This window comes from Pseudomonas sp. NA-150 (assembly GCF_044336365.1).
Taxonomy (GTDB): Bacteria; Pseudomonadota; Gammaproteobacteria; order Pseudomonadales; family Pseudomonadaceae; genus Aquipseudomonas.
Map to the genome: position 1 here is coordinate 2421357 of NZ_CP172305.1, position 13278 is coordinate 2434634.

At 60.9% G+C, this 13278-nt stretch carries 10 protein-coding genes; 6 read left to right on the forward strand and 4 right to left on the reverse strand.

All coding sequences use genetic code 11. The features are described 5' to 3' along the window. Window positions 1-4: 4 nt before the first annotated feature. Complete coding sequence (locus ACF0H7_RS11620; RefSeq protein WP_397452893.1) at window positions 5-943, reverse strand: class I SAM-dependent methyltransferase; 939 nt, start codon at window positions 941-943, stop codon at window positions 5-7. Window positions 944-1123: 180 nt separating this feature from the next. Between ACF0H7_RS11620 and ACF0H7_RS11625 the strand changes: the two genes are divergently transcribed. Next, window positions 1124-2491, forward strand: a complete 1368-nt coding sequence (locus ACF0H7_RS11625) for an MFS transporter (protein WP_397452894.1) — start codon at window positions 1124-1126, stop codon at window positions 2489-2491. Window positions 2492-2594: 103 nt separating this feature from the next. Here the strand turns inward: ACF0H7_RS11625 and ACF0H7_RS11630 are convergent, their stop codons facing one another. From ACF0H7_RS11630 to ACF0H7_RS11640, 3 genes are all read right to left on the reverse strand, one after another. After that, window positions 2595-4004 carry a DUF2252 domain-containing protein gene (locus tag ACF0H7_RS11630; protein WP_397452895.1) on the reverse strand — a complete coding sequence of 470 codons (1410 nt, stop codon included), beginning with the start codon at window positions 4002-4004 and terminating at the stop codon, window positions 2595-2597. A 69-nt stretch (window positions 4005-4073) separates the two neighbouring features. Next, complete coding sequence (locus ACF0H7_RS11635) at window positions 4074-4916, reverse strand: NAD-dependent protein deacetylase (protein ID WP_397452896.1); 843 nt, start codon at window positions 4914-4916, stop codon at window positions 4074-4076. Between the two features lie 38 nt (window positions 4917-4954). After that, window positions 4955-5518 (reverse strand): TetR/AcrR family transcriptional regulator, encoded by a 564-nt coding sequence (locus ACF0H7_RS11640; protein ID WP_397452897.1) that lies wholly within the window; start codon window positions 5516-5518, stop codon window positions 4955-4957. Window positions 5519-5626: 108 nt separating this feature from the next. Here ACF0H7_RS11640 and ACF0H7_RS11645 point away from each other — a divergent pair, with 108 nt between their 5' ends. The 5 genes from ACF0H7_RS11645 (at window position 5627) to ACF0H7_RS11665 (ending at window position 13149) form a co-directional block, all read left to right on the forward strand. Then, entirely contained in the window at window positions 5627-6196 is a 570-nt protein-coding gene (locus ACF0H7_RS11645; protein ID WP_397452898.1) for a TetR/AcrR family transcriptional regulator, read from the forward strand. After that, on the forward strand, window positions 6193-7107 hold the full coding sequence (locus tag ACF0H7_RS11650) for a LysR family transcriptional regulator (protein WP_397452899.1): 915 nt from the start codon (window positions 6193-6195) through the stop codon (window positions 7105-7107). The genes ACF0H7_RS11645 and ACF0H7_RS11650 overlap by 4 nt, the downstream gene beginning before the upstream one ends. A 161-nt stretch (window positions 7108-7268) precedes the next feature. Further along, on the forward strand, window positions 7269-8516 hold the full coding sequence (locus ACF0H7_RS11655) for an efflux RND transporter periplasmic adaptor subunit (RefSeq protein ID WP_397452900.1): 1248 nt from the start codon (window positions 7269-7271) through the stop codon (window positions 8514-8516). Window positions 8517-8527: 11 nt separating this feature from the next. After that, complete coding sequence (locus ACF0H7_RS11660) at window positions 8528-11719, forward strand: efflux RND transporter permease subunit (protein ID WP_397452901.1); 3192 nt, start codon at window positions 8528-8530, stop codon at window positions 11717-11719. Beyond that, a complete protein-coding gene (locus ACF0H7_RS11665) occupies window positions 11719-13149 on the forward strand; it encodes an efflux transporter outer membrane subunit (RefSeq protein WP_397452902.1) in 1431 nt (476 codons plus the stop codon). The genes ACF0H7_RS11660 and ACF0H7_RS11665 overlap by 1 nt, the downstream gene beginning before the upstream one ends. Window positions 13150-13278 lie beyond the last annotated feature (129 nt).

A 13278-nucleotide genomic window follows, 5' to 3' on the forward strand; every position in this document is an offset into this window, starting at 1 on the left:
CGCCTTAGTTAAGGGTAAAAATCAACGCCTTCAAGCCACCTTCCGGCAGCAGGTCGGCGAATTCCGGCGGGTTTTCCAGGCGTTGCTGGAAACTCAGGGCCGGCGCTTCGGTGGCCATACTGTCGATCAGAAACTCGGCACTGATGGCCGGATCGTTGATACACGCCATCACCACACCGTCGGGGTTGAGCAGTTCCGGCAGGCGCCGCAGCACGCGCTGATAATCCTTGGTCAGGACAAAGCTGCCTTTCTGAAACGATGGCGGATCGATGATGATCAGGTCGTAAGGGCCGTCGCGCTTAATCCGCGCCCAAGACTTGAACAGGTCATGCCCGAGAAAACTGACGCGATTCGTGTCATGTCGATTCAGGCGATGGTTTTCCCGCCCGCGATTCAGCGCGCCCTTGGCCATGTCCAGGTTGACCACGTGCTCCGCGCCACCGGCAATCGCCGCCACCGAAAAGCCGCAGGTGTAGGCAAACAGGTTCAGCACCCGCTTGCCTTGCGCCTGGGCTTGCACCCAGCGCCGTCCGTAACGCATGTCGAGGAACAACCCGGTGTTCTGGTTGCGGCCGAAGTCCAGCTTGTACTGCAGGCCGTTCTCGGTGATGACCCCACTGTCAAACGTGTCGCCCAGCAGCCACTCGGTGGTGCTCTCCAGCAGATAGCGGTGCTGCAACAGCAGGGCGTGCGGCTGAGCCTGCTGCCAGGCAGCGGTGGTGATCAGCTCGGCCAACAGTGCGCGCAAACCAGCCATCTCGCTGGCGCCAGGTGCTTTGAACAGCGACACCAGCACCACGCCTTGCAGCCAGTCGACCGTCACCTCTTCCAGTCCCGGCCACAGGTGGCCTCGGCCGTGAAACAGCCGGCGGGCTTCGTCGGGCTTGGCGTTCAGGGCGTCGGTCAGGTGCTGCTGGAGGACTGCGAGGGCATCGGTATTCATGGTTCGACTGTCAATCGTTGCTACGTGAGGCGCGCAGTTTAAGCGTTATTGAGCGCAGAGGGGGTGTTATGACTCGGCTTCGACACGCGAGAGCATTTGATCGGATACCGTGGTGAAATACGCACTCGCCGATGACTCATCGCGCAGCGCATCGGACTGCATTGATAAAGGCCTTAGCCCATGAATCGCCGTGGCATCCTGACCCTCGTGACCTGTGTGCTGGCTTCCAGTCTGGCGTTCATCGACAGCTCGGTGGTCAACGTCGGCCTGCCTGCCATCGGCCGCAGCCTGGACGCTGATCATGCGGGATTGCAATGGCTGATTGGCGGCTACCTGTTGCCCCTCAGCGCGTTGTTGCTGCTCGGCGGTTCGCTGGGCGATCGTTTTGGCCGGCGGCGCATGCTGGTGCTGGGCATTGTGCTGTTCGCGCTGGCGTCGGTGGTCTGCGGTCTGGCGCCGAATCTCCAGACCTTGATTGCCGCGCGGTTTGCCCAAGGCATCGGTGCGGCGTTCTTGATGCCCAACAGTTTGGCGATTCTCGGGGTAACGTTCGAGGGCGAAAGGCGCGGGCGTGCCATTGGCATCTGGGCGGCGGCCGGTGCGGCGACCGGCGCCGGTGGGCCGATTCTGGGTGGTTGGCTGATCGACAGCTTCAGTTGGCGGATGATTTTTTTCATCAATATCCCACTGGCCAGTGCAGCGATTTACCTGGCGTTGCGAAACGTCCAGCCAGACCCGCTGCGAGTGGGCGGGATCTCGCTGGACTGGCCCGGCGCGCTGTTGGCCACTGTTGGTCTGGGAGCGGTGACCTGGGCGCTGATTGGCGTGACCGGTCCGGAAGGCTGGACCACTGAGGGCGTTATCGGTCTGCTGCTCGGCACGCTGCTGTTGCTGCTGTTTGTCGTCTGCGAACGGCGAAAGGGCGAAGCGGCGATGATGCCGTTGACGCTGTTCGGTTCATCGGATTTTGTCGGTTTGACCCTGCTGACCTTCCTGCTGTACGGCGCGCTGGGCTGTCTGTTGGTGTTGTTGCCTTATGTATTGATTGTCGCCGGCGGCTATTCCAGCACCCAGGCTGGCGCCGCGTTACTGCCGCTGCCGTTGCTGCTGGCGGTGGTCTCGCCCTGGCTCGGCGGCCTTGCCGGACGTTTTGGCACGCGGCTGTTTCTGATCATCGGGCCGTCGGTGGTGGCCGCAGGGTTTCTGCTGATGTTGCGGATCGGGGCGGACGTTGGTTACTGGACTCAGGTGTTGCCAGCGCTGGGGATGATCGCCCTGGGCATGAGTTTCACCGTGGCGCCACTGACCACGGCTATCTTTGCGTCGGTCGATAAAAAACACACGGGCTCGGCCTCGGGGCTAAACAACGCCATCGCCCGCACCGGTGGTCTGGTAGGCACCGCGTTGTTGGGCCAGGTGCTGGCGTACCAGGGGGCGTCACTGACTCGGGCCTTTCATGGCGCGGTGATGGTGGCCGCCTGCGTCTGCCTGGTGGCGGGGGCCTGTGCGCTGTTGGTTCACAGTGACAGTGGCCGGCGACCAGGTTGAAGGCGGGCACTCTGTAGGCGCTAACGTGTTAGCGAGCGGTTAGACGCGGTGTGTCATGCAAACCGCCTCGCGAACACGTTCGCTCCTACAGACAACTCGCCAGTTATGGCAAATGATCCGCCGCAAAATCTGCTTCCGAGCGAGCGATCAGGCGGCCTTTGCGGCAGGCTTGCTGGAAGCGTTCGAAGTCGTGTTCGTTTTGATCGGTGTAGTCCTTGGCATAACGCAGCAGTGCATCGGCAAGGGTGTCGCTGCGGCCGATGTAGCCGCTGACTTCCGCCGCGCGTCCCGATGCCTTGGCATGTGCACCGGCCAGGGCGCGGGCGCAGACGCGGGCATAGGCGGCGAAGGTGTCGGCGTCGAAGGTCTCCAGTTCCGCCGAGATTTTCATGTCGCGCAATTGCCGGACGTAAAACTGTCGGCCATTGGGACCTGTGGTCCAGCCGAGGAACAGGTCGCTTGCGGACTGCATCAAGCGTTGGCCTTCCACTACCCGCTGACCGTTGTGCCGGGCACGCGGTTTGGCCTTGATGTAACGCGCCAGCACCGATTGCCGCGCTTCCTTGAATTGCAGGAACAGTGGCCGTTGCTGATTATCCGTCAGCAACGCCACCAGGCAGCGGGTGCCGACACTGCCGACGCCCACCACTTTGAACGCCATGTCCTGCACCTCGAAGCGCCCCAGCAGCTCGCGCCGGTCGCCGGCCAGCGTGGCGCGGTAGTCGCGCATGAAGGTGTCGTAGATCGAATGCCAACTGTGGGCGGTCAACCAGTCATCGCTGGCGTCCAGCAACGAGGTGGCGTGGTGCAGGTGAAAGATCTCCGGCAGGTCATCGCGAATCGTCAGGTGCCCGTGCTCATCGATTGCGGTCATTTTCGGCAGCAGTTCGGCGTGAGTGCGGCGTTCGGCTTTCTGCATCGAGCGCTCGACCTGTTCGATCGTCGCCTTGGTCTTCGCTTGTTCGAGCAAGTCCTCGTAGGTGATGGAGTCGTACCAGATGTCCAGGGCACTTTGATTGGCGCAGATGGCCATGGTTTTCTGATACGAGGCCACCACTTCGCGACACACTTGTTCTTCCACCGAAGCTCCGTGGCGCAGGTCGCGGGCCGCTACCGCAAAGCTGGCGATCAGGCGCTTCAGGTCCCATTCCCAAGGGCCGGGATGCACCTCGTCGAAGTCGTTGACGCTGAACAACAGGTTGCGTTCCGGGGTGGCGAAGCCGCCGAAGTTCATCAGATGACAGTCGCCGCAAATGGGGAACGTCATGCCCATGTTCGGTGTGCTGGCGAGGTCGTGGGCCTGCAACAGGGCGTTGCCGCGATAGAAAGTGAACGGCGAGACCAGCATCCGCCCGTAGCGCAATTCGACCAGTGATTTGACCCGGCCCTCACTGGAGTTTTGGATCAGCGGGATCGGGTCGCGATCAATGTTGCCCACTTCGTTCTGCGAGCTGCGCGGGCAGTCTTTACGCGCGTCCTTGCCGAGTTTCAGCCGGTCTTTGAAAGTGCTCATGAAGGCCCTCGAGCCAGACAATGGTCACTAGAGCGTAGAGGCTGGCGAAGGGGATGCAAGTGAGACTAATCAGTGGGTCAAACGCTCGACAATTCGCGGTAACAGCAGCTCGCAAGAGGCCTCGATTTTCAGGTCCAGCAAATCATCGGCGCGGGTCTTGCCGAAGTTGATGGCGATCAACGGTTTGTGTAAATCAGCCATGGCCTTGCACAGACGAAACGCCGAATAGGCCATCAGTGACGAGCCCACCACCAACAGCCCCGCGGCCTGATCGATACTCAAGGTCGCTTTTGCTGCGGTGATCTGGGCTACGTTCTCACCAAAGAACACCACATCGGGTTTCAAACGTTCACCGTTACAGAACGGGCAGCGCGGCACCTGGAAATGCGCTTCGAACGCCGGGTCGAGGAGGGTGTCGCCATCGGGCGCCTGTTGCGCATCGATTCCGGACAAGTACGGATTTTGCGCTTCCATGAGCAACTGCACGGCCTGGCGATCGATCTGCTGCGAGCAATCCAGGCAAATCACCCGATGCAAGCTGCCGTGCAATTCGATCACCTCCGGGCTGCCGGCCTGATCATGCAGGGTGTCGACGTTCTGGGTAATCACCCCGGTAATCTGCTGCCGTGATTGCAGGGTCGCCAGGGCGTGGTGGGCGGCATTCGGTTGGGCCTTGCGAATACGCGGCCAGCCCAACATGGCGCGCGCCCAATAACGCCGGCGCGACTCGGGCGCGCTGATGAATTCCTGATACATCATTGGCGACTTGCCGCGACGCACGCCCTCGTTGTCGCGGTAGTCGGGAATTCCGGAAGGCGTACTGATCCCCGCGCCGGTTAGCACCACGAACGGTTTTTCCGCCATGAGTTGGCAGAGCGTATCGAGACCGTCACTGATCTGGCTGTCGAGCATGCTGCCACTCCCGGTTGAACTGAGCGGATGCGCCGGGTTTATTCAGCTGCTTGCGCATTCCACGCCGTTGCGACGGCTTCGAGAAAGTAGCGCGAAAGCTCAGGATCGTCCACGGCACGGGCAATCAGCACCGCGCCGGCCATCGATGCAAGGACCTGCGCAGCGCGCAGACGTTGTGTCGCATCGTCCTCGCTGCCGGTCAGCGGCTTGATGGCGTCCATCATCGCCAGTACGCCGACGGTGAAGGGCTGTTTGGCGGAATCCGGCAGGCGCGCGATATCGGCGCCGAGTGCCGGAATCGGGCAGCCGATGCCGACGTCGTCGAGGTGAGCCGTCGACAAATAGTCGTCAACAATCTCCTCTAGGGTCTCGGCTTGTTGGAAAGAACTGAGGTTGGGTTCGAACATTTGTCCGATGGCTTCGGCCGCCAGTTGCTCCTTGCCTCCGGGGAATTGGCCATAGAAACCACCGTGCGTCAGGCCCACGGAACGCGCCAATTGGCCAATGCCGATGCCTTCGATGCCGTTCTCGCGGTACAGCCTGGCAGCGGCCTGCAGAATCGAGGCTTTGTTGCTTGCGGCTTTCTCTTTAGTGACCTTCATGCCTGCGCTCCTGTCGTCGCGTGCGATTGACATTGGTTCGGATCGCTTGTAGTTCTATAATAATTACATCCGTCATGTAAAAATTGCAATGCGCACGGGCCATCCATCATGAGTCGATACACTCCGCAAAAAGCCGCCGAAACCCGGCAGAAAATCATCACCACGGCGGCACGGATGATCCGTGAAGACGGGATCAAAGGCATCGCAATCAAAGGCGTGATGAGTGAGCTGGGCTTGACCGTGGGGGGATTCTACCTCCACTTCAAGTCCCGCGACGAATTGGTCGTCGAAGCGATACGCGCGGCGTCGACCTCGCTGGACCGTCTTGAACCCGGCAACTATGACCTGATGCGGGCGGTGGGCATTTATCTTTCGCGGACACATCGCGATATGCCTGGCGAAGGCTGTGAGCTGAGTGCCACGGTCAGCGAAGTGAGTCGCGAAAGCATGGCCGTGCGTGATGCCTTTACCGATCAATTGAAGTCGCGGATTGCCGGGTTCACAGAGCCGGCTGGCCATCAGGATCCGCAGAAACAACGTTCGACGGCATTGTTGGCGGTGGCCTCCTGTGTCGGCGCCTTGAGCCTGTCGCGGGCGGTCTCCGATCCAGCGTTGTCGCAGGAAATCCTCAGTGAGGTGCGCACAGCCCTGGGCGCGTTGATCGAGCGCGCAACGTGAACCACCACCATTTGCGTCACATCAATCTGAATATGCTGGTGGTGTTTGAAGCCTTGATGCGCGAACGCAGCGTCACCCAGGCCGCTGCGAGCCTGTTTCTCGGCCAGCCAGCAGTGAGTTCGACCCTGGCGCGTCTGCGCGAGTTGTTCGGCGACCCGTTGTTTGTGCGTGCCGGCAGCCTGATGCAGCCGACCGCGCGCTCTTTCGAGATTGCCGCCTTGCTGGAGCCGGCGCTGGATTCGATTACCCAGGCGGTGGCGCCGCGACCGGTGTTTGACCCGAGCACCGCAGAAGGGGTGTTCCATATTGCGGTCAGCGATGACGTGGAGTTCGCCTTGCTCCCGCGCCTGCTCAAACACCTGCGCATTGAAGCGCCACGGATCGTGCTGGTGGTGCACCGGGCAAATTACCTGACCATGCCGCGGCTGATCGCCGAGCACAAAATTTCCATGGGCATTGCCCACACCCGCGACTTGCCGGCCGCCGCCAAGCGCAAGATCCTCAGGCCGATACGCACGGTGATGATCCGTGGCGATTCGGCACCTGGGGCGTTGAGTCTCGACCAGTTTTGCGCCCGCCCGCAGGCCATGGTGTCGTTCCTCGGCGGCGTGCTGGGGGTGGTTGATTCCGCCCTGGAAGCGCTGAAACGCAAACGCCAGGTGATGTTGGTGGTGCCGCAGTTCAATGGGTTGGGAGCGTTATTGGCCGGCACTGACTTGATCGCGGTGGTCCCCGACTACACGGCGCACGTGTTCAGCCAAAGCGGTGAGATTCGCGCAGAGCCGGTTCCCGTGGGCTTGCCTGAATATGACCTGCACCTGGTGTGGCACTCGTGCAAGGACCTCGACCCGGCAGAACGTTGGCTGCGCTCGAGGATGGTCACCTATATGGCGGAAACGGAGCACGCATGACCCGGCTTTAACCGCTCTGTAACGCCTATTACAGAGCGTTTTTTATTAATAATTACAACTATCATTATTGTTGATGTAAGGTTTCGTTTTGTTCAATTCGTCCCGCTGGACCGACTGACCCAGAATCCGCTCATTCCTAAAATCAATAGGCGGTGAGCTCCATGAAACAGTCGTTGTCCTTCTTCCGTTACTCCGCGCTGGCTGCGGCCGTGATCACGCTCGCCGCCTGTGAACGGAGCCCGCAAAACACCCAGGCCGTGGCATCGGCAGCTACCAAAGTCACCGCCGCCAAGGTATTGACCCAGCCAGTCAACGAATGGGACGAAGTCACAGCGCGTCTCGAAGCGCCGGAGACCGTGATCATTCGGCCACGGGTCACTGGCCAGATCGACAGCGTGGCGTTCGTCGATGGCGCGCTGGTGAAGAAGGGCGACCTGCTGTTTCAGATCGATCCACGGCCGTTCGAAGCCGAGGTGCACCGCCTCGAAGCCCAACTGCAGCAGGTTCGTGCCACCGTCTCGCGGACCAACAATGAAGCCCAGCGCGGCCAGCGCCTGCTGACCAGCAATGCCATCTCCGCAGAATTGGCCGAAACCCGTACCACCACCGCCGAAGAAGCGCGCGCCGGTGTTGCTGCGGTGCAGGCGCAACTGGATCTGGCGCGCTTGAACCTGAGTTTTACCCGCGTCACCTCGCCGATTTCCGGTCGCGTCAGCCGTGCCGAAATCACCGCCGGCAACATGGTCACCGCCGAGCAGACGCCGCTGACCAGCGTGGTTTCCACTGACAAGGTCTACGCCTACTTCGACGCCGACGAGCGGGTGTTCCTCAAGTACACCCAACTGGCGCGCAACGGTCAGCGCGGCCAGACCACCCCGGTGTACATGGGCCTGTCCAACGAAGATGGCAACACCCACTTGGGGCAGATGAACTTCGTCGATAACCAGGTCAACCCGAAGACCGGCACCATCCGTGGCCGCGCGGTGTTTGATAATCGCGACGGCAGCTACACCCCCGGTCTGTATGCCCGCTTGAAGCTGGTCGGCAGCGCGACCTATGAAGCGGTGCTGATCAAGGACGACGCGGTCGGTACCGACCTGGGCAAGAAATTCGTGCTGGTCCTCGATAAGGACAACAAAGCCACTTATCGCTCGGTGGAGTTGGGGCCCAAGCTCGAAGGCCTGCGCATCGTGCGCAGCGGCTTGCAGAAAGACGAGCGAATCATCGTTGCCGGTTTGCAGCGTGTGCGTCCTGGCGCGGGCGTCGACCCGCAAGACACACCGATGGCCAGCCCGGAAACCATGACAGCCTTGGCCGAACACCGCCAGGCGCTGGAAGCCAGCAACGCCGCTGACAACAAGTCCGTCGCGCTGCCGAAAATCGCCAGCGCCGCCGCGCCACATAACTGAGGACGGGTGAAATGAAATTCTCGCAATTCTTTATCACTCGACCGATCTTCGCGGCAGTCCTGTCGTTGTTGATCCTGATCGCCGGGGCGATCGCGCTGTTCCAGTTGCCGATCAGCGAATACCCCGAAGTGGTGCCGCCGACCGTGGTGGTGCACGCCAACTACCCAGGCGCCAACCCCAAGGTCATCGGCGAAACCGTCGCCGCACCCTTGGAACAGGCGATTACCGGCGTCGAGAACATGCTGTACATGTCCTCGCAATCCACCGCTGACGGCAAGCTGACGCTGACCGTGACCTTCGCCCTCGGCACCGACCTGGACAACGCTCAGGTTCAAGTGCAGAACCGTGTAACCCGCACCGAACCCAAGTTGCCGGAGGAGGTGACCCGCATCGGCATCACCGTTGACAAGGCCTCGCCCGAGTTGACGATGCTGGTGCACCTGGTGTCGCCGGACAAGCGCTACAACATGCTGTACCTGTCCAACTACGCGATTCTCAACGTCAAGGACGAGCTGGCGCGTTTGAACGGCGTCGGTGATGTGCAGCTGTTCGGCATGGGCGATTACTCGCTGCGTATCTGGCTGGACCCGGAGAAGACCTCCTCGCGTAACCTGACCGCCACCGACGTGGTCAACGCCGTTCGTGAACAGAACCGGCAGATCGCCGCCGGTCAACTGGGTGCGCCACCCGCGCCCAACGCCACCAGCTTTCAGATGTCGATCAACTCCCAGGGCCGACTGGTCAGCGAAGAAGAATTCGAGAACGTTATCGTTCGCAGCGGTGCCAACGGCGAAATCACTCGCCTCAAAGACATCGCTCGCATCGAACTTGGCTCCAATCAATACGCCTTGCGTGCACTGCTGAACAACCAGGAAGCGGTGGCGATGCCGATCTTCCAGCGCCCTGGCTCGAACGCGATTGCTATCTCGGATCAGGTTCGCGCCAAGATGGCGGAGCTGAAGAAAAGCTTCCCGGAAGGCATGGATTTCGAAATCGTTTATGACCCGACCATCTTCGTCCGCAGCTCGATCGAGGCGGTGGTACACACGCTGTTCGAAGCGCTGATTCTGGTGGTGCTGGTGGTTATTCTGTTCCTGCAAACCTGGCGTGCGTCGATTATTCCATTGGTGGCGGTGCCGGTATCGTTGATCGGCACCTTTGCCGTCATGCATTTGTTTGGCTTCTCGCTCAATGCGCTTTCGCTGTTCGGCCTGGTGCTGGCCATCGGGATTGTGGTCGACGATGCCATCGTGGTGGTGGAGAACGTCGAACGTAACATCGAGCTGGGCCTTGAACCCAAGGCGGCGACCAGCAAGGCCATGGGCGAAGTCACCGGTCCGATCATTGCCACGGCGCTGGTGCTGTGTGCGGTGTTCGTCCCGGCAGCCTTTATCTCCGGCCTGACCGGTCAGTTCTACAAGCAGTTCGCCCTGACGATTGCGATTTCGACCGTGATTTCGGCGTTCAACTCGCTGACCTTGTCGCCGGCACTCGCGGCCGTGTTGCTGCAAGCCCATGGCGCCCCGAAGGATCGTTTTTCGAAGTTCCTCGACGCCGTGTTGGGTGGTTGGCTGTTCCGTCCGTTCAACCGTTTCTTTGAAAAAGCTGGCCATGGTTACGTCGGCACGGTCAGCCGGGTGGTCCGCAGCAGCGGCATTGCGGTAGTGGTCTACGGCGGCCTGATTGCCATGACCTGGATGGGGTTCAATACCACCCCGACCGGCTTTGTGCCGACGCAGGACAAAAAGTACCTGGTGACCTTCGCCCAGTTGCCGGACGCCGCGAGCCTTGATCGCACCGAAGCAGTGATTCGGCGCATGAGCGACATCGCGATGAAAGAACCCGGCTTCGATAGCGCGGTGGCGTTCCCCGGGCTGTCGATCAACGGTTTCACCAACAGCCCCAACGCCGGCATCGCGTTTATCGGTCTCAGTTCGTTCGATGAGCGCAAAGATCCAAGCCTCTCGGCCGGGGCGATTTCGGCTTCGTTGAATGCCAAGTTCGGCGGCATCCAGGAAGCCTACACAGCGGTGTTCCCGCCACCCCCGGTTCAAGGGCTGGGCACCATTGGCGGTTTCCGCCTGCAAATCGAAGACCGTGGCAACCTGGGTTACGAAGCGCTTTACAAAGAAACGATGAACATCATCACCAAGAGCCGCAGCGTGCCGGAACTGGCGAACCTGTTCACCAGCTATACGGTGAACGTGCCGCAGGTCGAGGCGGCCATCGACCGTGAGAAAGCCAAGACCCATGGTGTCGCCATCAGCGACATTTTCGACACCCTGCAGATCTACCTCGGTTCGCTGTACGCCAACGACTTCAACCGCTTTGGCCGTACTTATCAGGTGAACATCCAGGCCGAGCAACAGTTCCGCCAGGAGCCTGAGCAGATCGGTCAGTTGAAGGTGCGCAACAACCTTGGGGAAATGATCCCGTTGGCGACCTTCGTCAAAGTCAGCCCGACCTCGGGGCCAGATCGCGTGATGCATTACAACGGTTTCATCACCGCTGAAATCAACGGCGGTGCGGCTCCTGGCTACAGCTCGGGGCAGGCGCAAATCGCCATCGAGAAGCTGCTTAAGGAGGAGTTGCCCAACGGCATGACCTACGAGTGGACCGACCTGACGTTCCAGCAGATTTTGTCCGGCAACACGGCGTTGCTGGTGTTCCCGCTCTGCGTGCTGCTGGCGTTCCTGGTGCTGGCGGCCCTGTATGAAAGCTGGAGCCTGCCGCTGGCGGTGATTCTGATCGTGCCGATGACCCTGTTGTCGGCGATTGCCGGGGTGATCATTTCCAAGGGCGACAACAACATCTTCACCCAGATTGGCTTGATCGTTCTGGTGGGCCTGGCCTGTAAGAACGCGATCCTGATCGTCGAGTTTGCCAAAGAGAAACAGGACCACGGCATGACCCCGCTGGACGCGGTACTGGATGCCTGCCGTCAGCGTCTGCGGCCGATTCTGATGACCTCGTTCGCGTTCATCATGGGTGTGGTGCCGTTGGTGACATCCACCGGCGCCGGTTCGGAAATGCGTCACGCCATGGGTGTGGCCGTGTTCTCCGGCATGCTTGGGGTGACCTTCTTCGGTCTGTTGCTGACCCCGGTGTTCTTTGTCTTGATCCGCAACTTCGTGGGCCGTCAGCAGGCGCGTAAAGCAGCCAGGGCACAGCCTTCGATGACCGCTGCCGTGGAGTCGCATTGATGAATCTGTTGAAGCTTTTTATGCCAAGTCTGCTGACCCTGGCGCTGGCGGCCTGTGCCGTCGGCCCGGACTACAAGACCCCGCCAACCGCGGCCGCGACCCTGGATAATGCCGGCGTGCAAAACGACAAGGTCAAGTACGACCACCGCCAGTTCGATGCGGTCTGGTGGCAGCAGTTCGAAGACCCGACCTTGAACCGGATGGTCGCTACCTCATTGGAAGGCAACCGCGATCTGCGGGTGGCCTTCGCCCGATTGAAGGCGGCTCGGGCGATCCGTGACGACATCGAAAACGATGCGCGTCCGGTGGTCACCAGCAGCGTCAGCAGTGAATTGGGCAAGTCGCAGCAGCCGGGCCTCACTGATAAACGCGTCAACACCGAGCGCTATGACCTGGGGCTGGACATGGCCTGGGAGATCGATTTGTTCGGCCGCATCAAGCGCGAACTGGAGGCCAGCAATGCCGAGGAAGATGCCGCCAGGGAGGACCTGCATCAACTGCAAGTGACCATGATTGCGGAACTGGTGGATGCTTACGGTCAGCTGCGCGGCGCGCAACTGCGAGAAAAAATTGCCGTGCAGAACCTGAACAATCAGGGTGAATCACGCAAGGTCACGGTCAGTATGCGTGACGCCGGGGTCGGCAACGAGCTGGACGTGATGCGTGCCGATGCGCGTTACGCTGCGGTTGAAGCCACCATTCCGCAACTGCAGGCCGAGCAGGTTCGCCAACGGAATCGGATCGCTACCTTATTGGGTGAGCGTCCGGAACAATTGAGTGTCGACTTGAGGCCGGCGCAATTGCCGGCGATTTCCAAGGCCTTGCCGATTGGTGATCCGGGTGAGTTGTTACGCCGTCGCCCTGATATCCGCAGCGCCGAGCGTCATCTGGCCGCCGCCACGGCCAACATCGGGGTGGCCACGGCCGACCTGTTCCCACGGGTCAGCTTGAGTGGTTTCCTCGGCTTTACGGCGGCGCGGGGTTCGCAAATAGGCTCCAGCGCGGCCAGAGCATGGGGCCTTGGGCCGAGCATCACCTGGCCGGCATTCGATCTGGGCAGCGTGCGGGCGCGGATTCGTGGCGCCAACGCCGAGGCTGAAGGCGCGCTGGCGACCTATGAACAGCAGGTGCTGCTGGCATTGGAAGAGTCGGAGAACGCCTTCAGCGACTACAGCAAGCGTCAGCAACGCTTGCTGTCGTTGATCCAGCAAAGCGAGTCGAGCCGCGCGGCGGCCAGCCTGGCGGCGATTCAGTACAAGGAAGGCACGGTGGATTATCTGGTGTTACTGGATGCCGAACGCGAACGCCTGAGCGCTGAAGATGCCCAGGCCCAGGGCGAGACCGATCTGTACCGCGGCGTGGTCTCGATCTACAAGGCGCTGGGCGGTGGCTGGCAGGTGAAAGGGCAGGCGCTGGCGTCGGCAAAATAGCCGCTTAAGAATGCAATCCCTTGTAGGCGCTGCCGAAGGCTGCGAAGCGATTCCCATGACACGGCGCAATCGCAGCCTTCAGCAGCTCCTGCAGGGACCGTGTTTCTATTCAGCTTCTCTATCGCTTTG

What these genes read in the sequence shown, in the direction of transcription:
- ACF0H7_RS11635 (WP_397452896.1), bottom strand. Translation starts at nt 4,916, where the DNA reads ATGCTCGACAGCCAGATCAGTGACGGTCTCGATACGCTCTGCCAACTC.
- ACF0H7_RS11620 (WP_397452893.1), bottom strand. Translation starts at nt 943, where the DNA reads ATGAATACCGATGCCCTCGCAGTCCTCCAGCAGCACCTGACCGACGCC.
- ACF0H7_RS11640 (WP_397452897.1), bottom strand. Translation starts at nt 5,518, where the DNA reads ATGAAGGTCACTAAAGAGAAAGCCGCAAGCAACAAAGCCTCGATTCTG.
- ACF0H7_RS11625 (WP_397452894.1), top strand. Translation starts at nt 1,124, where the DNA reads ATGAATCGCCGTGGCATCCTGACCCTCGTGACCTGTGTGCTGGCTTCC.
- ACF0H7_RS11655 (WP_397452900.1), top strand. Translation starts at nt 7,269, where the DNA reads ATGAAACAGTCGTTGTCCTTCTTCCGTTACTCCGCGCTGGCTGCGGCC.
- ACF0H7_RS11645 (WP_397452898.1), top strand. Translation starts at nt 5,627, where the DNA reads ATGAGTCGATACACTCCGCAAAAAGCCGCCGAAACCCGGCAGAAAATC.
- ACF0H7_RS11665 (WP_397452902.1), top strand. Translation starts at nt 11,719, where the DNA reads ATGAATCTGTTGAAGCTTTTTATGCCAAGTCTGCTGACCCTGGCGCTG.
- ACF0H7_RS11630 (WP_397452895.1), bottom strand. Translation starts at nt 4,004, where the DNA reads ATGAGCACTTTCAAAGACCGGCTGAAACTCGGCAAGGACGCGCGTAAA.
- ACF0H7_RS11660 (WP_397452901.1), top strand. Translation starts at nt 8,528, where the DNA reads ATGAAATTCTCGCAATTCTTTATCACTCGACCGATCTTCGCGGCAGTC.